The following is a 20,797-nucleotide window of genomic DNA, read 5'->3' on the forward strand; positions in this document are numbered from 1 at the left end:
TCAACGGTTTTGTTTTTTTATAGGTTCGAAGATTAGGTTATTAAAGAAGGTTGGATTATTAAAGAAGTTTAGGTTACTAAAATAGCTTACGAGCGATTTTGTAGAGCTTGCGATAAGGTCATACTGTCTAAGTATTCGAGCTCTCCGCCCATTGGTATCCCTTGCGCGATACGGGTCACCTTGCCCACATGACGACGTACGGCTTCACTTATAAAATGAGCCGTGGTTTGCCCTTCTACCGTGGTGCTGGTGGCTAGAATAATTTCTTCAACTGGCGTTGTTTTGACCAGATTGACCAGCTGATCTATATTCAGATCATCGGCATTGATACCATCTAAAGGCGATAAATGTCCCCCCAATACAAAATAGCGACCCCTATAACCCGCCGTTTGCTCTATCGCCATGACATCAGCAGCCGTTTCAACCACGCATAACACACTATCATCACGCCGAGGATCAAGACAGATCGGACAGATTTCGTGGTCGCTAAAGGAGTGACATTGACGACATTCGATAATATCGTGCATGGCAACATCTAGCGCTTGAGCCAATGCTGCACCTTGTGGCCGTTTACCATTAAGCAAGTGCAATGCCATACGTTGGGCCGTTTTTTGACCAACACCGGGTAGTACACGCAGCTGCTTAACCAAATTATCAAATTTTTCGGTTAACAATCAATCACCTTTTTAAATTTAACTCATTCAATTTAACTCAGCTTCAACTCAGTTTTTCACAATAATAGACAACTCTATAATAGAGAACTCTATTAAAGGTAACGTAATAATAGACGACACTATAAAAAATGGGGCGTAATTTAAATATTACCACCCCATTCTACACTTAATCTAATATAACAACCTATCTTCGTATCACTATTTAACTAGCTGATCAAAAGCTAGCCAAACAGTTAGTTAACCGAACAAACCTTGCATACCTGGTGGTAGACCCATGCCGCTGGTGGCATTTGCTAGCGTGGTTTCTGATAACTCATCCGCCTTGGTCACAGCAGCGTTAATAGCGGCAGCGATTAAGTCTTCAATCATATCCGGCTCATCTTCTAACAAGCTTGGGTCAATGGTAAGACGCTTGACCACATGACGGCCAGTCATCGTGACCTTTACCAAACCATTACCCGCTTCAGCTTGAACTTCTTTATCAGCAAGCTCTTTTTTTGCCTTTTCAACATTGGCTTCGACTTGCTTTTGCATGGTTTGTGCTTGTTGCATCAATGCTTGAATATTCATAATACCCTCTTTAAATTATCGATGAATTAAATTTTGACTAATCTTGACTAATAGATTGGTTAAATAAAAATTTTGTTAAATAAGTATTGTTAAATTAAGGGATGAGACCTGCGGCTTTTATCCCAACTTAATGTGTGATGGTTTTAGGCTTAAAAGTATCAATAACGATAGTGTAAGTGTCACATTATACTGATAACCGGACAAGCTGTCTAAGGACTTATGGTTTAGCTGTGTGTCACAACGCCAGCCTTAAGTTTAATAAGGATGCTATTCAATAAACCGCTTTTCGATAAGTTATTTTTTACAAATAGGACTTACGCAGTAGCGACTATTTCAGCTAGTTACAGGCGACTGGGGATTATTTATAGCGCCTCTGGAACCACTGTACAGCCAGCGCATATAAATGATCACAAGTCGCCACCCTATTTAGATTTTGCGTAACTCCTAATAAAAAGTGTGTGAACCCATTACAGTTGTGACACATTATGCCAGACTGTCTAACCCTCGAGCCAAGTCTTTTATAATATCATCCACATCTTCTAAGCCAACAGAGAGTCGAATCAACGCATCCGTCACCCCTGCTTCAGCTCTGGCTTCCGCTGAAATTCTAAAATGAGTCGTCGTCGCGGGATGAGTGACGGTGGTTTTTGCATCGCCTAAGTTGTTGGTAATAGACACCATCTTTGTATTATCGATAACATGCCACGCAGCAGACTGCATACTATGCTCGCCGACCGCTTTGACTTCAAAGCCCATAATAGCACCATAACAGTTTGCACGGTGATGTTGTTTTTTAACCAACTCATGCATCGGGTGGCTTTTTAAACCTGAAAAATGCACCTTCTCTATATTTGGATGCGCCTCCAAAAACGCTGCAATTTTGTTGGCATTATCGCAGTGCGCTTGCATACGTAAATTGAGGGTTTCAAGCCCTTTAACAAACACCCAAGCATTAAATGGACTCATGCTGATACCACAAGATCTTACCACGACGAATGCTTGTTGCATGAGCTCCTCACTTCCGACCAAGGCACCGCCTAAGACGCGTCCTTGACCATCAATATACTTAGTCGCAGAGTGTACGACCACATCCGCGCCAAACTCGAGTGGGCGCTGAATGGCAGGGGTGGCAAAGCAGTTGTCCACCGCAAAGATGGCATTATGAGCATGCGCAATGTCACTAATGGCTTTTAAATCTGCAATTTGCCCTAAAGGATTGCTTGGTGTCTCACAAAAAAATAATTTCGTATTAGCCTGAACTGCATTGGCCCAGGCGTCATTATCAAAGCAATCCACATAAGTAATACTCACCCCAAACTTACCCATGAAGTTATTAAACAGGCCTACTGAAGATCCAAAAAGCTGTTTGGCGGCGATAATATGATCACCCTGTTTTAAATAAGCCAAACACATGGTGATGATTGCACCCATGCCTGACGCGGTCGCTACAGCCCGTGTGCCCCCTTCTAAAGCCGCCAAACGACGCTCAAAGGTACGTACTGTCGGATTGGTATGGCGCGAATAGACGTTGCCGGTTTTTTCCCCATTGAAGTGAGCGGCGGCATCAGCGGCAGAGTCATAGACATATGAGCTTGTGGTAAATATTGGCTCACCATGCTCACCTTCATCCGTCCGATGTTGACCCGCTCGCACTGCCATGGTTTGCATTGCATAATCGAGACTTAAATCGAGCGCATCATCAGACCAGTTTTTGTCTAATTGGTTATCTACTTGATTGTTGTCTATAGCGCTACTCGTAGGTTTTAAATCAGAGTTATGGGTATCAGTATGGGTTTGTGAGGTGTTTGTCATAGTTTTTCAGCTAATAAGTCTTAGGGGTTAAAAATAGGTTTTAGTCATTAATAAATGATATACGATATAAAATACGCTATTTTAACAATAAATTAATGATTTATTTGATTTTAATTAGGGTCTGTATAACAAGATAACAAGATTTAGCCTTTTTGACTCATTTAAACGCCATAGGACTTACTCAAATATAACAAGTATCTAAGCTTTGATCGGCAACTGACGGTTATTTATTAGACGGTTATTTATTAAGGATTTATTTATAGTCAAAGAAGTCTAAAATGGTTACAAGGCAACCGAGTGCAAGTAGCAACAAATGCGTCATAAGTCCTACGCAAGAGTATCTACCGAGAATACGGACTAACCTTTTAATCGCAAGTGTCGCCATTTTAAATTACAATATACATTAACTTTATTATTAAATGATATAGTCATATTATAGCTTGCACATTGTTTAACGTGTGGTGCCTTATAGCGAAACCCGCGTTAAAATTTTTAGTCAAATTATAGTGTCTATTTTAATTTAGGTTTGATGAGACACACTAAGACACGATACCCTTCACTATACAATCAGGAGCGCACCATGACCCCTAAATATGAAAGTTCGTCCCCCAAATCAGTCAGCTTTATCGGACTTGGTGCGATGGGTCATCACATGGCGAAACACTTAGTCAACAGCTTTGAGACTGTGATGGTGTGGAACCGATCTTTTGATAAAGCTCAAGATCATGCTCAGCAATTCGGTACAATTGCAGTGCCTCTAGAAAAGGCGGTCACTGCTGATGTTATAGTCTCCTGTCTACCAACCAGTGATGTCGTCGATCAGGTCATTAAAGAAGCGCTGCCTCATCTAACTGAAAATAGTGTATGGGTTGACTGCACCAGTGGCGTTCCTCATCAGGCTAAGGCCAGTCAAGATATGTTGCAAAACGTTGGTTGCGACTTCTTAGATGCCCCAGTGTCAGGACAAACGGTTGGCGCAGATAACGGGACTTTAACCGTCATGGTTGGCGGTAATGAAGCCGCGTTAAACTACGCTAAGCCTGCTATCGAATGTTTTGCAGGTTTCATTGTCCATGTTGGGGAGTGCGGCGCTGGCTTCGCCGTCAAGGCAGTTAATAATACGCTTTTTGCCATTAACGCATGGGCAGCGGCAGAAGGATTGTCCGTACTCAAAGCACACGGGGTCAATCCAACCAACGCTTTGGCCTGTATTAATAAAGCAAGTGGTCAAAGCTTTGCCACATCAGCTACCCTCCCAGACCGCATTGTCAATCGTGCCTTTCCAAAAACCTTCACTATAGATTTAATGGCCAAGGACTGCGGTATAGCGATTGATCTACAAACTGCTAAACAAGTACCGACGCCCGTAATGGCACAAGTTGCAAGCTTAATTCGAGCAGCTAGCAATCAGCACCAACCCGGTGAAGCCGACTTCTCAGAATTTGCAAAATTTTATGAAATGATGAGTGGCGTCACTATTGAAGACCATCTGACTGCTGACCTGACTAATGACCGTACTTAAGTTCCTAGTGAAGTCCTGAATATAGACCCGACTGAAAAACTGACTAAACATTGATATAAACCTTGTTAGGGTAATATTACTGTGAGTCACCTTTCGAATATATTAGGGTTTTAATTAAATCATCAATAGACAGTATTAAGAACAGAAGACCCCATTAAATGACTAGAAATACTGTTATGGCTAATAAGAGAATTGACTGTCTATCTGATCTTTCTGACAGCGGCATGAACGCTTGCATTAACACTTTATCAAGTGTCATACGCATATTTAAATTTAGCGTATTTTGTTTGATCTCAATATGGATTAGCGCTTGTAGTACCTTACCAAAAGAGCCTCATGTTCCACAAAGTATTGAACTTACTAAGCTAATAGACAATCGCTATGCTCAAAATCAGTTGTTTGAAAAAGAACAACTATCAAATGAACCGTTAGAGATACAACCGCTGACACAAGAGTTAGCGCCAACCGACCAATACACTAACTTTGAGCATCATAGCTTAGACAATAACAGTAATACACAGATCACTACTGATACAGATACCACTCATAATACTGATAGCACTAAAGATACTCGCATTTTTAAAACTGACGATACTGCATCGACGACTTCTGATCGACCACCGCAATTATTATCTAACACAGTTTATAAGAATAATATAGCGATCGCTTCTACCACGCGCAATGCAAACAATAGTCAGCTATCACAGTCTATAGACGAGCAAAATCAATCTCATCCTAATTTATCAGGCTATCACCCGATAGTCACTAGGGCCAATGCCTTTGCTGCACGTAGTATTTTGACGGATATGGCAAGTAACAGTATTGATGTTCAATATTATATTTGGCATAACGATCAAGCAGGACAATTATTATTAAAGCAGCTATGGTTAGCTGCTGAACGCGGCGTTATCGTTCGCTTACTGCTAGATGACTTTAATAGTAATGCTGAATTAGACCAGCTCCTTTTAAGTTTTGCCAGTCACCCTAATATAGCGGTACGGTTTATCAACCCAATGGCACATCGCAAGTTACACGCTTTAAACTACTTGACGGATCTGCGCCGTATTAATCATCGTATGCACAATAAAAGCATGACGTTTGATAGGCAGTTAAGCATCATTGGGGGTCGTAATGTGGGTGATGAGTATCTAAGTCATCCTACCCTTAGTCGCAATGTGAACGCCGAAGTTAACCGAGGCAGCAGTCATTTTGCTGATCTTGACGTGTTACTCATTGGTGACGTTGTGACTGATATTAACGCAAGCTTTGAGCAGTATTGGCGCTCTGATGTCTCATATGATATTGAGACCTTAGTTCATAACCCCTTATTAATTAATAACCCCTCGTTAAATAGCTCCTCAGTCAATAGCGCTTCAGTCAATGACATCTTAGTGAGTAGCTCCTCGCTCTTAATGGAAGATGGTTCAATTAATAAAATAGACTTTATTCGTTTATTAAATAAAATAACGCCTACCAAATTAGAGGATTTAGATGACATTGTTGATTTGTCCAATTATAATCAGGCCCTTAAAGAATCGACAGTGGGTATCGATCTTATTAATAAAAAGGTGCCGTTTCGTTGGGTTCCTATAACTTTTATGAGTGATGAGGTTGATAAATTAATTAACGATGATAACCCGCAGACCCATCTTGTCACTCAACTCAGAAACTTACTTGGCACACCAGTCCATAAATTAACGATTGTTTCGTCTTATTTTGTACCTACCAAAGAAGGGGTAGACACTTTAATAAAGCTGTCTCAACAAGGGGTACAAGTGACTATATTGACCAACTCTTTTAATGCCACGGATGTCGCTGCGGTGCATTCGGGGTACGCACAATGGCGTATTCCCTTGATAAAAGCCGGTATTCAGCTATATGAGTTAAAAGCCAATGCAGAAGAAGATAGAGAAAACAAGGTTTGGCGGACAAGCACACAGTCCTCGACCAGCTTACATGCTAAAGTATTTGCGGTTGATGACACGCATACCTTTATCGGATCCTATAATATTGATCCACGATCTGCCAATATAAATACTGAGTTGGGCGTTGTCATTGAAGATGCCGCACTGACCGCTAAATTACATGATGCTATTAGCGATGACATACTTTCTAATGCTTATAAGCTAGTGCTAACGGATAAAGGCCGTCTTCAATGGCAAACTATTGAAAATAATCAACTCATTATTTATGACAAAGAGCCATTTACTGATTTTTCAGATACCTTTTGGATTAAAATTCTATCGTATATGCCTATTGACTGGCTTTTGTAACCTTAGTTTTAGATCTTCGAATGCTTATCAGACTGAAATACTAAAATAGCACTAACATCATTTTCACATGTTTTTTTACTATTAGATAATATTATGCCTTTTGTAGCCCTATCGAATGATAAAAGCACAGTATCCACTAAGCAAGTCATGGTCATTTGCTTTGGAAATGCTGTTTCTTTTTTTGATTTTTTAATTTACCTTTTTATGGCAGATATTATTAGCGCCGCCTTTTTTCCGGTAAATGAAGATCCGCTTTTGATGAAATTACAAGCATTAAGCTTATTTATGGCAGGGTATCTTACCCGTCCTATAGGCGCCATGCTGGTAGGACGTTATGCGGATGTTAGGGGCCGCAAGCCAGCATTATTGATGAGTTCATCTGGCATTGCCATTATGGCTTTAATTACTGCCTGCCTACCAACCTATGCACAAGTTGGCATGCTTGCCCCTATATTATTCTTTGGTGCAAGGATGATTCAAGGTATGGCCTTTGGGGCCCATACTCCGTTAGGTTGGGTATTTATTGCCGAGCATGTGCCTAAAGGCAATTTGGCGACGTATCTTAGCATCGTTACTGCAAGTTTTGTATTTGGTGAGCTAGGATCCATTTTTATTTTTGAGATTATCAATAGCACCCATACTCAAGCCCAACTCATTGAAAGTGGTTGGAGAATCCCCTTTGTTTGGGGCGCTATGTTAAGTTTTATCAGCCTGCTGCTCTGGCACACATTGGAGGAAACTCCGATATATCTTAACCAAAAAAATAAACATCATTTTATACCCAAGCTTGTTGAATTAGCCCCAATATTTAAACGATTTAATGCTATATTCTTAGCGCTAATACTAACCTTTATTTTTGCAAGCTTAACGATCGTTGTTGCCCTGCTATTACCTGAACTCATTTCAATGAAGTTTAGTATCGATGAGTCAATGCTAAGCTTCTCAAAAAACTTAGGCTTATTTTTCTTGATATTAGGATGTGTTTTCTTTGGCTTATTAGCTGACAAAAGCAGTGCGGGTAAAGCGCTTATGATCGGTTCTTTCGCACTCATATTTCAAGCGTTAGCCTTTTATTATCATTTAGAAAATGGCGGCGGCGCCTATATCTTATTTATGTATGCAATCTTAGGATTTTGCACCGGTGTGATGAGTTTATGTACGGTTATCTTAATACAGTTATTTCCAACTGAGATTAGAGTTACTGCTGTGTCGTTAACTTACAATTTCATGTATGCCATTGTCGGCACAGTTTTGCCATTTAGTCTGGCATATGCCACCAATATTATTAGCTTCTCGCCTGCTTTATACATCACCTTTGTTGGATTATTAATTTTTATCATTGGGCTGTATATTTATCGTTTACCGAAGTTTCGAAACTTAGATGACTCTCTTAAGTTATAAAACAATTTACGGTTAACTATAGCTAATGGCTAAACCTATTACAAAAAACGCACCTACCCTTTACTTAAATAGCTCAAAAAAACTATGACTTATCAGAATAATGCGATCGACCCTCAGTCCGCCAACACGACGCTCTTCAATATGAGAGATAAGCGCTTATCGGTTGCGCCCATGATTGACTGGACGACAAGCGACTATCGTTATTTTGCCCGTCTATTCAATCCTCATGTCTATCTCTACACAGAAATGATTTCTACGGGTGCTATCATTCATGGAAATACCGATCGACTACTGCGCTTTGATCCCAGCGAACACCCTTTGGTGCTACAACTGGGTGGTGCGGATATAAAAGAGATGACTCATGGTGCGATTGAGGCGCAAAAACGTGGCTTTGATGAAGTAAACATCAATGTAGGGTGTCCATCTGATAGGGTTCAGCATAATAAAATAGGCGCTTGTTTGATGGCAGAACCGCACACTGTAGCAAGTTTAGTGCGTCACATGCAGGCAGAAGTGGATATTCCAGTAACCGTTAAACACCGTATCGGAATAGACGACTATGATGATTATGAATTTATGCGTGATTTTGTGACAGCAAGTGCTGAGGCGGGTTGCCAGAGATTTATCGTACATGCCCGTATTGCATGGTTAAAAGGATTGAGTCCGAAAGAAAACCGCGAAATTCCGCCACTTCGTTACGAGGATGTTTACCGCCTAAAGCAAGAGTTCCCGAGTCTCAATATTGAAATTAATGGCGGCATTACTACCATTGATCAAATAAAAGCTCATCTTCAACAGGTGGATGGCGTCATGATTGGTCGTGCCGCTTATCAAAATCCATACTTATTAGCAGAAGCTAGACAATTATGGGGTGAGACACCACCTACTCGAAAGCAGATATTACAACAGCTATATCCCTACTTAGAACAGGAGGTCATCAAAGGTGAGCCCTTAACCTCTATTGCCCGACATTTTCTTGGCTTATTCCAAGGGTTGCCAGGAGCGCGCAAGTGGCGACAGGCATTAAGTGGTAAACAAACCCTTAGTGTGGAGCAAATACGTGAGGCTGGCGAGCAAACCTTGCGCTATATTGAGAATGCCAAAACATAAATTGTGCCTATATATAGACCATTTAGTACATAGACAATTTAGTACATATAAGGTTCGTCATATAAGAATTTAGGAATTTAAGAATTTAGGAATTTAAGAATTGAACGTTGAGCTCTCCTCAACTGCCAAACACACACTCTAAAATTATTGATGAGGTTAATTGACTATCAAGTACAGCCACATAGCAACTGCATTATTTACAATATGAATGAGGATAGGCAGTAAAAGAGAGCGTGATTTAGCGCGAGCAAAGCCTAGTAACAAAGAAAGAATAAAAATGGCACTCATCTCATATAAGTCATATTGCAAATGAATCACTGCAAATATGAGACTGGTTATAATAGTAGCAATCCACACCCCTTTTTTATCGGCAAATTGTTCTTTAATCGCAGACCACAGTATACCTCTAAATATGACTTCTTCATAAATCGGGGCAATTACTACCATCGTCACGATGAGCAGCCATTTGGGATCAGCACTAAAGTACAACGCGTCCACAAAGTCTGTCGGATCTTGATCTAACACATAGTTAGCAGACTCAGTGGCGATAATAAATAAGAGCCATAGACCCATTACGCCCACACCGATATGAAGAGGAAAAGAGCGTATTGCCAAATAGTCTCTGACCTTGAGATTCTCTCCAATAGAGTGATATTTCGAGCGTAAGTGATTTAAACGCAATTTAACGATGAGATAAGTAATAGTCACAATCCCTGCAAACGTCAATGACATGGTGTAGCTTGTCACCGTACCATTAATACCTCCCATACCAAATCGCTGCAAGGGTGTTAAAGAGGGATCGTTTAACACATAAGGGGCAAATAAATAGACCCCCGTTAATTGAAGAATAAAAAACAACCCTACGAAGCCAATAATTAACGCAACTGCACCTGCCTTTGAAAACAGCTTCGACGTTTGGTTTGTCATATACTCTATAGAATCTGGCTTGTTGGGTTGAATTTTGTTCATTATAAAAAGAATAACTACCTATCAAATCAATACAGAAGGACGATATTAGCTGACGTCAAGATTTATCAAGCCAGTCTAATCATAGACCAAAAGCGAATTGAACTATGCTTAAATAATATAGTGCTTAAATAATACAGTGCTTAAATTAAAAGATGCTCAAAATTAAAAGATGCTTTAAAAGCTATATTATGCTTGTTCAGCAATCGTTGCTACTATCATTTGAACAACAGAATCAGGATGCTCTAAGGGAAACATATGTCCACCAGGATGTAATTTGAAAGGGATAGAAAGCCGCTTTCTTATTTTTTGTGGAAATCTACGTTCATAAAACTGGCTCTTATCCCCTATGATTAGTGTTACAGGTCTCTTAGGGGGTTTATTTGGTGAAAGCCAAAACAATGACGGATTGGTTCTAAATACAGCAACTTCAGTATCCTTGGGAATGGTTAACGTGATAGAACCATTCGGTAATTGCTTTAAGCCATGTTCAATATAATCATCGAAAGTACGAGGGTCAAAGTTTTTAAAGAAACCTTTTGGACGTAATAAGTCTTTCGCCTGCTTACGACTGTCCCATATATCCCGTCTTCTTTTTGAAATACCTGCCGGTGACATCTTATCGACTGTTTTGGGAGAGACAAGTTTGGATAAATGCCAAAGCAAATTATCTCGCCCATAGATAATGGGTGGGTCCATAAGTACCGACTGCAAAAAGAGCTTCGGCTTACGGTACATCGCCTTTAAGGTACATAGAGCACCTAATGAATGTCCAAGCCCGATGACCGCGACTTGATGCTTTTTATAAACCGCCTGAACGCTGTCTATCACCTGCTGGGTAAGACTTTTCCAATGATTGTCTATGTGATAAGCAACATTTCCTGCTTCATCGAACCCTAAAGTTGGAATATATTCGATGGTAAAGTCCGCTTCTAAAGCGTTAAATAAAGTCTGGTATACCTGACTAGGCATACCATTAGCATGGGCAAAGTGAATGACTGGCTTGCCAGTTAATTTAGAGACAGGCAAACTTGATAGATCTACATTAAGGTTAGTGCTGTTCATCCTAATATGATCCTCTTAAATTCTGACGCTACCAGCCATGCAACTGTTAACGATAATGAACGAAAAAACAAAAAAGCTGACACCCAATCTTATGAGGTCAACTTGATTGGACTTATCTCATCTCAGCAGTTGATTGTTCTTGAGGTAGAAGCTTCATTTCAATCGAAGAGCCAATCCCTGCACCCATTTTTACAGCAAAATTCTCGAGGAACATTTGTAAGGGATCTACAGGCGTATAATTAATAACCTCATCGATTTTTAGCTCTTTCTCAAGGGTCATCAGACTACCCTCTTTATCGGCTAAGCCTAATTTGATTGACTGCTCTCCTGTCCAAAATAATCCAGAAAATAGATTGTTTTCTTCAGGATTCTTTAATCGATTACCCCGACCTTGTTTCACCGCATCTATGAAATGTTTGTGCGTATTATCCAAGACACTCTTAACATGCGCTTTTTCAAACTCGCTTAAGTCGCGGCTGACGCTTAGAATATCTTTATACTCGCCCGCCGTTAAGGTAGCATCTTTTACGCCAATCTTATCCATCAGACCTTCAACATTATAACTTGGCATTATCACACCTATTGAGCCTACAAGACTCGACGGATTGACATATATTTCATCAGCGGCTGAGGCTATATAATAGGCGCCTGACGCTCCCATATCGCCAATGACAGCATACAATTTCTTATTAGGGTGCTCTTTGCGCAATGTCATCATTGTCTGCCATATTTCATCAGACTGCACAGGCGAGCCACCCGGTGAGTTTATATTTAACACGACCGCTTTAGAGCCCTTCGCTTCAAAAGCTTCGGTTAGAGCCGTGCTCACGTCATAGGCATTTGCCGGGTCATCGGCGCTAATCACCCCTTGCAGATCGACAACAGCAATATGAGGCTTGCTCACATCGACCGTGGTCATATTACTATCATTGGGTGTGCAACCTTTCACTAATAAAAAGGTAATTAACAGTAAAAAACCCAACGTTAGTAGCTTAGATATCATACGCCATCGACGCGATCGGCGCTGCTCTTCTATACTAGCCAATAGGGTTTTTTCGAGTAGATGCCATTCCCTACCGCCAGCTGAGACGGGAATACGGGGAGATTGGGGCGTCATTTTTTCAGGATTTTTTGGGGTTTGATTATTATCAGGAACCTTATCAGGATCTGGTGGCCAGTTTGACATATAAAAAGTACGTCCTACTTAAATTAGAAAATGAAGTTAAAATAAATTAAAAATATTTGGATAAATTTATTCTAACTGTTAATGAATGATTACAAATTAACTGCGTTTGAATTTTAACAACTTAATTTAATAAAACAGGTCTAGTGCTTAGTTTAAGAATGAGCTTATTAATTAAAGCCCATTTTCAATAGTAAATTAATTAAAGTAATTTTTAATTATTTTACGTATTAAAACTAAACAGGTATTAAGCATATACATCAATAGTCATAGAAAATCAACTATGAAATTATTATAAATACTATTCTTTTTAGGTATAACCATAATTTATTTGCAAAATACAACTCTACCTGACACGACGCTTGTTTGTCAGGAGTAATTCTGTAAATAATTAAGGTGAATTATTTCCAATTGTTAAATGGTTTAATGGGGAAATATTTAAGCACTCAGTACTAGTCATTAGAGTTTATTAGCAGTCTAATACTAATGAATAGTAGATTTTTAATCATTTATGCCAAAATGTTGCGCCCAATATAGGTGTGATTGTTTTAATTTAGAGTTTGCAGCCTCTATATCTTGATCTAAGATATGCCATGTATATGGACGTAAGTTATTAATCATATTGTCATCCATATAGGCTTGTGAAGGCGTCAGCAAGTGTGGTCTTTCAGCACTCTCATTCCCTGAACATATTAAATTCCAAAGCTGAATTAGGGACTTGCTGGCACTGCTAGATAGTATCACATAGTTGGTTTCATCAGTCTCACCCTTTTTAGGTGTTAGGTGTTTAAACTTTTCAATATGTATATCATCTTTATGCAAATCAGTACTGCTCTCTATTTTTGATGCGAGAGTTGTCCTACTAAGTTGATTCTTATTTACTTGAGTATTATGCAGTAACTCAACAGCCTCTGTGCTAGTAATCTCGATTGCACAGTCCCACACTAAAGGATCATTTATATCCTCCCACCCTGTGATTGCAGTAAGACTGAATGAAGATAGAGTATCGTTCTTTATCTGCGATTTTTTGGGTGTTTGCCAAGCTCTACCTTCCTGACAGCTTTGTGCGGCTATATTTGAATCACCTAGTAACCTACTTACCTTTGCCCTATTTGCAGATAACCCTGCTTGCCAGTATTGGGATATCGGCAGCACCTTACGTAAGCTGGCAACGACAGAAGCTAGCTCAGGAGTTGACGTTTGTACAATCACTCCCGTTAGTCCATTGATCTTTTGATATTTAAGTGCATCGTAAAAATTTTGCGTTAGATGTAGAATATCTTCATCTGATAGCCTATCTACAGAGTTATCATTGGCATTATAGCCCTTAGTGTAAGCGGACATTAGCAACCATGCTTGATGATTATACTGAATCAAGGTGGATGAGATAGTATGAGAGTCTAAAGATATTTTAGAATCTATGACTCGGATTTGGACAGAGCCTTCAAGCGTTTTTGCATTTGCGAATACAATAACCCCAATCAAGCTTAATGGTGCAATACTGACAACACGATTTAATACGCCTTTAGGAAGCATCAGGGGTAATGCCGCTAAAAATATCAAAATCAGTATCGGTAAGCTTATGTCACTATATATCCAACCTGATTGCTGGAATATAGACTGCAAATTAATCAACACGTCATGGAAATTATCCAATATCCAAAAGTCTATCTGCCATATCTTATCAGCAATGGACGATGTAAAGGATAATAAAGGTGATAATGGCGCTAAGCTATACAACACACCAGCCAGTAAATTTAAAGGGACAATAATCCATCCAAACAATCCTATGGCAAATAAATTGACAACAAAACCCCATAAAGACACCTTGCCAAATAGCCATAGACTAAGGGGTAATAAAGACAAAGACATCCACATTTGTAGCTTTAACAAGTTAAATAAGGCCTTTTTAAAGCTTTGAAGGCTACTTATTGTTCGATTGATTGGCCGGGTTTCACTATGGGCGATATGATGATCATGCCGCTCCCAACGCTTACTGTAAGCGACCAATACTGCTACTGCAATAAACGATAACCAAAATCCTGCCTGCCATAATACAAACACATCAACCCACACCATCCCAAGTGCCAACACCAACAACACTTTAAATACCGAAGCCACCGCCAACAACATCCTAACAGAGCCAACCAGTATTAACATAAACGCCGTTCTAGCCGCAGGTACATCAAAACCTGCAAAAACGGCGTATAACAAAGCAGCCACTACCGCGATGACAAAGGCACATTGCCAGCGCGGTATCCCTCTATAAATGCTGGGCGCAACCTTTGAAATTAAAAATGTAAAAGCGGTTGCGCATAACATTGCTAAAAACAATACATGAGTACCGGAGATCGCCAACAAATGTGATATTCCTGCAAAGCGATATAAATCTGTCATCTCTGTTGTAATCAAACTACGATCACCGGTCAATAAACTTAAGGTAATGGCAATCGACTGATTGTGATCATGACTTTTAGGTTCTGCTTTCTCTTTATCATCTGTTGCGAACGGTAAAATAGATTCTGATTTGAGTTCAGACTCTGACTTAAGATGAGAGTTAAAACTTGAATTTAAGGCAGATTTTTCATCACTTATTAATTCAGTTTCAGTTTGAGCGGTATCTGCAGATAACTTTGAATGAGATGCCTGTAGTTTAAGAAAATGGCTGCGAAACGTGAGGCGCTTGAGATCTATCTTTTGCCTTACTGTTAGGTTTGGTGATTCTGTTAGCTGATTAAAGTCAACTTTTAAAGGAATTGCTTTGGCCGTAGCATGTCGACTACCCAACCAACGATACTCATCAAACTCTTCTGTACGGTTAGACTGATTATTGCCACGGTGACGCTCTAAAACTTTTAAAGGACTTAGTACCAGTCTCATACGCCGACTTTGATTGACCGCCAATTCATTGAGGGCTTTATTTTCCGACTCAAAGGACTGCAACATAACGATCATAGTTGGTGGGAATGGGTCATCAACATTACTGTCTTTATCTACATATTTGTCTGCTTTGGTTTTTATTGTAGTGTCGATATCTATCTTTAAATCTTTAACGCTTTGCTGCCCTTGCTCCGTTAATCTGGAATAAGGGGCCAAACTGGTATTTAGGCTGTTTTGAGACTTGAAGGGATTGTTGAGCTGATTCGTTTCATGAGTGCGGCTTTGTTTATTATATGCTTGCCCAAAGCTATCATAGTGTGAGTGTTGCTGAGAGTAGGTTTTGATATCGCTAAGCGTTACCAGTTGCCGATAGCCTTGCTCTACTTCATCTTGCTGTATGTCTAAACGTTTATCACTTAAGCCTATCGGGGTGACCAAAGCCTCAACATAGTGCATTTTGGATGGAGAATGTTCAATGGCGTATAGACGCTGGGCTACCGTATTGCACAATACAGCAGCCCAGAAGGTTATAACCATTGTAAGTTTCATTAAGAATGCTAAGGGTATGACAGGCTTTGTCGAGGTGATAGCGTGACGTTGGTCTTGAGATATAGGTGAGGAAGGAGGTGTTCGACGATGCCAAAATCTTAATTGCCTCTTTATTTGGTTAACTTTTAATTGCTTAAAGCCAAATAGATTAAAGCTTATTAGACGACGCCTAAATAAATAAGGCAACACTGCCATCACCATAAGCAAGGCAATTAATAAATTGGCGGCATCCTGCCAACGTTCATTATCTGCTCGACTTCCAACAGAGAGACTTATAGCGGCAAGTTGATTAGGATGCAACTCTAAAATGGCTAACATTAATGCAAATGCAACACTCCCTGTTAGCCAAATCAAATATAAGTCCTTAGTTCTGCATTATCAGATAATGATTAAGAAAATTTAGAGTAGAGTCTATAGACTACCTAATTGGAAAAGTTTTCCCATTTACCATTTTTAAGTAACATCTGTCTATCAGCCATATCTGCCAGTACTCTATCATGAGTCACCATTAATAAAGCCGTTTGCATAGTGGCTTGTAACTCAGCGAGTAAGGCAAAAACGCTCTGGGCATTGTCATAGTCTAAGTTACCCGTTGGCTCATCTGCCAAGATCAAAGAAGGCTTAGTCACCAATGCACGAGCAATAGCGACTCGTTGACGCTCCCCACCTGAAAGCTCCCCTGGACGGTGCTCAAGCCGATGTGACAAGCCGACTCTCTCTAACAAGTCTACCGCCTGTTGACGAGCCTCTTTAACCGGTAAATCTTTACGGAGCAATAAAGGCATAGCCACGTTTTCAATCGCACTAAACTCTGGTAATAAGTGATGAAACTGATAAATAAACCCTAGATATTTATTCCGCATATCGCCGCGTTCTGTCTCATTCATGTGATTTAGGCATTTTCCATGTAGCCATACTTCCCCTGAGGTCGGTACGTCTAAACCACCAAGTAGATGCAGCAAAGTACTTTTACCTGACCCACTAGCGCCAACGATAGCAATACGCTCGCCTGCTCGGACAGTTAAATCAAGCCCTGTCAAAACTTGAGTACGGATATTACCTTCATCATAAATTTTATTGATATTTTTAGCGACTAAAATTTCTGACATAATTTTTTCTCGGTGACGGATCTTCTTTAAAATACTCGTTTATATACATTTCAATACAGTGGCAAGCATTGCTCAGCTCTTTTATAGCCCTTTTATTGAATGCACTGTTCTCGGCAGAACTATGTATAACCGTTTATCTCTCTGCACTAACCACACGGCTTTGAAAGTGGTTTCAATAAACCTCTATTACTCATACCGTAACGTCTGAGCAGGTTGAATTCTGGCAGCACGACGCGCAGGATAAATAGTTGCTAAAAAGCTAAGTAAAAACGATGTGGTCGTAATAAGCAACACATCAGTCAAACGTAACTGAGTTGGCAAGTAATTGATAAAATAAGCATCGAATAAATGTAGGTTGAATGCCTGATTGACCCACCCTAATATATCACCGACTGTCAGCGCTAATATCACGCCTAATATAGTGCCCGATACGGTTCCAATCACCCCAATAACTAAGCCTTGTACCATAAACACCTGAGTTATCAACTTAGGGGAAGCACCAAATGTCTTCAAAATAGCGATATCCGCTTTTTTATCTGTGACAAGCATGACCAGACTTGAGACAATATTAAACGCCGCTACAATAATAATTAAAAGTAACAGCAAGCCTACCATGGCTTTTTCCATTTGAATGGCACCAAATAGATTGCCATGCGTACGCGTCCAGTCATTAGGATATAGATTAGTTGAGTCAATATTTGCAGCACGTTGTGCCACTTGCGGCGCTAAGAAGATATCATTAAGCTTCATTCTTATACCCTGCGCACCATTCGGTAAGCGTAATAATGTGGCTGCATCTCCCATGGGAATAAAAGCAACTAGATTATCCACTTCACGACTAATACTAAAGACACCGGTTAATGTAAAACGCTTAAAGCGAGGAATAACCCCTGCAGGAGAAGGCGACGCTTCTGGCAAAACTAATGTAACCTTGTCCCCGATGTGAATCCCAAGGGCATCCACCATGCTTTCACCCAGCACGATATTAAACTCTCCATCTTCAAGGGTATCAATACTGCCCTCTACCATGTGTTGATTGATAATAGAGACATTCTTTTCATAATCAGGCTCTACCCCTGTCACCATAATACCAGCGACTTGGCCATTGGAGGTCAGCATACCTTGAAGCTCAATAAAAGGCGCCACAGCAACTACTTCAGGGTCTTTTTCAATCTCAGCGGCATAGTCTTTCCAATCTGGCAGTATTTGAGACGAAATCACAGTGGCTTGAGGCACCATCCCTAAGATACGGGTCTTCAATTCTCGATCAAAACCGTTCATAACTGATAACACGGTAATTAATACAGCGACACCCAGTGTCAACCCTATCATTGAGATGAACGAAATTAAGGAAATAAATCGGTTACTGCGCTCAGCGCGCGTATAGCGTAACCCTAAAAATAAAGCTAGCGGACGAAACATAATACAAGCTCTTAACCAATTCGGTATTAATGAATATAACGAAAAATAATATGATAGATAATAATGATGACATCTACTGTTTAGGTATTGCTTAGGCTATATTATGATGACCTAATAGACGCTTATTAGCCTGCAACTGATTATTTTTATAAGATGATGTCATTATAAAACGCATAGTTTGACACAAATAGTAACCTTTTGGCTATGTTTGATTGGGACAATTATCTTAACCTGCTGACTTTTCAATAATATAATTGCTTAATTTAACCAATAACACAATCATAATAAGGATATGAGCTTGTATTCAGACAACTCGTCCCTATTTAAGTACTAGAAAGCTAGCTACTAAAATCTAGCTACTAAAATCCAGTTACTTGAAATCAAATACTAAACAACTAGGTTCTTAATTCAATAATAATAACTAGGGCGTGTGGAACATTCGACCATGGCACTGGCGGAGACTATTTTTTAGTCAATATGCAGTGAAATTTTTGACGCTTAGTCATTCTAAGTTAGAAAATTTCGCCATATATTGGCAAAAAAGAGTCCCGCCCCTTCGGGCTGATACTAAAATCGCCCCAGACGTTGTTACAAACCTAGCCAAGGTCTAGATATTAGCGTCAGTTTGCGCCTAGTCTGGAACGATTTTAGCTATCAGCAGTGCTAATTTGCGAATGTTCCACACGCCCTAAGTGTTAACTAAATTTGGTACAAAACATGGTTCCAAAAATAGCGACAAAATAGTCTTACTCTTTAAGTTTGCGTTCGTTTTAAAGCCAACCCTAAAAAAAGTGCCCATATTATGACAACTCAAGTTTATAAATATAGCCAAAACACTGACTCACTTCCAACAACCCTATCGTTGACCAATGAACAAACTGCTGGACATGGCGATCATTGGCGTATTTTAACCGATCAGATTGAAGAGGATGTGCCGACATGGCTAAGAAACTCTATTGATGACGCGACGATTGCGGCAGGCTTACACCCCACTTTAACCAAAGACTCTCTCCCACACTTACTCCTCTCTTGCGATGATATGTGCCATATTAAACAAGTGCTGGCTATGCAAGACGGTAAACCCCAAAGCTTTATTAATGCCTTTCCTTGTGTCAATAGTCCCTATGGATTAACGTGTAAAATTGACCGCATCATAGCCAATGATGATACTAAAGATGCGGTCTTAAGACTCATCAGTGAAGATGGCAGTATTATCTATGCTTTTGACCAAACTTATACCGTTAATCACAAGTTATATCGTCAAAACCAACCCTATTTTGTTAATTTTAGTGCCTGGGCTTATGCTATCGAGCCAAGTAATAAAGAAGAGGTCATTTTAGTAGAGGATCCTGAAGCCATTCATTATCACCGCGCCTATAATGATATCGTGGCTAAAAATAATGGTATTATCCCTAAAGATTTAGACAAACAAATTGATGAGTGGCAGTCTGATAGTGAAGAAGACTTAGCACCCGTTGAAATTAATCTTGGTAATATGTGTGCGTATCTTTTTGGTGAAACACTGGGTCAAGAAGACGAAGCTTGGTGTCAAGGTCAAGTGCTCGGTAAGCAGCCACAGACACTGTATGATCGTCAACTGACCCTGTTTGACGTTGCCATATTACGTGAACCCGATGCAGATCCTTTTGTGGTTAGAGTCGCAACACCAACGACAGAAGCGGTGCAAAAAATTGAAGTCAATGACTATATACAGGCTAATATTTGGCTTCAGGCCGCTATTTATTATGAAAATCAATAAGGCTTAAAATTACTCCTATTTTATTCAAAGTGACCTTTTATCTTCATATCTTTATACTATTAAAATTAATTATTAATTTCGGACTATGAGAGCTAAGTCGACAAAACGCTGTAAGAGTCACACTTTTATAGTTCTCGATAGCATTTATACACCTAAAAATTGACATATGTTCATTATTTTAAACTTATATTAAAATTTTACTGGTGAATGTACTAAAAATAGTTGACTTTACACTAAAAATCTCAATTACGGTGTTTACAAACGCTATTAAATCAGGTTAAGATTAGTAAAATCCTTAATGACGGATAAATAAGAGCAATTGTCTTATATAATTCATAAGCTTGTGTTTATGAATTATTCGTTGTCTAAGAGTATGTTTACACTATTCCCAAGATCAACGGTGTTGATAAATGAAATAAAGGTAAAGACTGAGTCGAGCAGTATTTAAATAGCCGTCATTTATATAGAAGGCTTTTAAATAGTAGCCTTTTAAATAGTAGTC

General features: G+C 39.6%; 14 protein-coding genes. 5 read left to right on the forward strand and 9 right to left on the reverse strand.

The features are described from left to right. Window positions 1-86: 86 nt before the first annotated feature. The 3 genes from recR to AC21OG_RS00900 all read right to left on the reverse strand — a co-directional run bounded on the left by recR (window position 87) and on the right by AC21OG_RS00900 (window position 2,912). Window positions 87-674, reverse strand: a complete 588-nt coding sequence (gene recR, locus AC21OG_RS00890; protein ID WP_486547850.1) for a recombination mediator RecR — start codon at window positions 672-674, stop codon at window positions 87-89. A gap of 237 nt (window positions 675-911) precedes the next feature. Then, the gene (locus tag AC21OG_RS00895) at window positions 912-1,244 is read right to left on the reverse strand and encodes a YbaB/EbfC family nucleoid-associated protein (RefSeq protein ID WP_491185051.1); all 333 of its coding nucleotides are present in this window, start codon (window positions 1,242-1,244) and stop codon (window positions 912-914) included. A gap of 483 nt (window positions 1,245-1,727) precedes the next feature. Beyond that, window positions 1,728-2,912, reverse strand: coding sequence for an O-succinylhomoserine sulfhydrylase (locus AC21OG_RS00900; protein ID WP_487377155.1), 1,185 nt, complete (start codon window positions 2,910-2,912; stop codon window positions 1,728-1,730). A gap of 724 nt (window positions 2,913-3,636) precedes the next feature. On the opposite strand from AC21OG_RS00900, the gene AC21OG_RS00905 reads away from it, so the two are divergent. The 4 genes from AC21OG_RS00905 (at window position 3,637) to dusA (ending at window position 9,362) form a co-directional block, all read left to right on the forward strand. Next, entirely contained in the window at window positions 3,637-4,578 is a 942-nt protein-coding gene (locus tag AC21OG_RS00905; RefSeq protein ID WP_491185052.1) for an NAD(P)-dependent oxidoreductase, read from the forward strand. 176 nt (window positions 4,579-4,754) lie between these two features. After that, window positions 4,755-6,851 carry a phospholipase D family protein gene (locus AC21OG_RS00910; protein WP_487377090.1) on the forward strand — a complete coding sequence of 699 codons (2,097 nt, stop codon included), beginning with the start codon at window positions 4,755-4,757 and terminating at the stop codon, window positions 6,849-6,851. Window positions 6,852-6,944: 93 nt separating this feature from the next. Next, the gene (locus tag AC21OG_RS00915; protein ID WP_486547853.1) at window positions 6,945-8,252 is read left to right on the forward strand and encodes an MFS transporter; all 1,308 of its coding nucleotides are present in this window, start codon (window positions 6,945-6,947) and stop codon (window positions 8,250-8,252) included. 84 nt (window positions 8,253-8,336) lie between these two features. Further along, window positions 8,337-9,362, forward strand: a complete 1,026-nt coding sequence (dusA, locus tag AC21OG_RS00920; protein WP_487377092.1) for a tRNA dihydrouridine(20/20a) synthase DusA — start codon at window positions 8,337-8,339, stop codon at window positions 9,360-9,362. 156 nt (window positions 9,363-9,518) lie between these two features. Here dusA and AC21OG_RS00925 read toward each other — a convergent pair whose 3' ends face one another. The 6 genes from AC21OG_RS00925 to AC21OG_RS00950 form a co-directional block, all read right to left on the reverse strand. Continuing rightward, window positions 9,519-10,289: a CPBP family intramembrane glutamic endopeptidase gene (locus AC21OG_RS00925; RefSeq protein ID WP_487377094.1), complete on the reverse strand. Its 771-nt coding sequence runs from the start codon at window positions 10,287-10,289 to the stop codon at window positions 9,519-9,521. A gap of 228 nt (window positions 10,290-10,517) precedes the next feature. After that, window positions 10,518-11,393, reverse strand: coding sequence for an alpha/beta fold hydrolase (locus tag AC21OG_RS00930; RefSeq protein WP_487377095.1), 876 nt, complete (start codon window positions 11,391-11,393; stop codon window positions 10,518-10,520). A 112-nt stretch (window positions 11,394-11,505) separates the two neighbouring features. Next, window positions 11,506-12,579 (reverse strand): signal peptide peptidase SppA, encoded by a 1,074-nt coding sequence (sppA, locus tag AC21OG_RS00935; RefSeq protein ID WP_487377096.1) that lies wholly within the window; start codon window positions 12,577-12,579, stop codon window positions 11,506-11,508. Window positions 12,580-13,077: 498 nt separating this feature from the next. Beyond that, window positions 13,078-16,359, reverse strand: a complete 3,282-nt coding sequence (locus tag AC21OG_RS00940; protein WP_487377098.1) for a ComEC/Rec2 family competence protein — start codon at window positions 16,357-16,359, stop codon at window positions 13,078-13,080. Between the two features lie 68 nt (window positions 16,360-16,427). Then, window positions 16,428-17,114: a lipoprotein-releasing ABC transporter ATP-binding protein LolD gene (gene lolD / locus AC21OG_RS00945; RefSeq protein ID WP_487377100.1), complete on the reverse strand. Its 687-nt coding sequence runs from the start codon at window positions 17,112-17,114 to the stop codon at window positions 16,428-16,430. A gap of 186 nt (window positions 17,115-17,300) precedes the next feature. After that, window positions 17,301-18,536: a lipoprotein-releasing ABC transporter permease subunit gene (locus AC21OG_RS00950; protein ID WP_486547860.1), complete on the reverse strand. Its 1,236-nt coding sequence runs from the start codon at window positions 18,534-18,536 to the stop codon at window positions 17,301-17,303. An 802-nt stretch (window positions 18,537-19,338) separates the two neighbouring features. Between AC21OG_RS00950 and AC21OG_RS00955 the strand changes: the two genes are divergently transcribed. Further along, window positions 19,339-20,295, forward strand: a complete 957-nt coding sequence (locus AC21OG_RS00955) for a hypothetical protein (protein WP_486547861.1) — start codon at window positions 19,339-19,341, stop codon at window positions 20,293-20,295. The last annotated feature ends 502 nt before the right edge of the window (window positions 20,296-20,797 follow it).

The sequence above is a fragment of the Psychrobacter sp. CX5 genome (assembly GCF_057621535.2).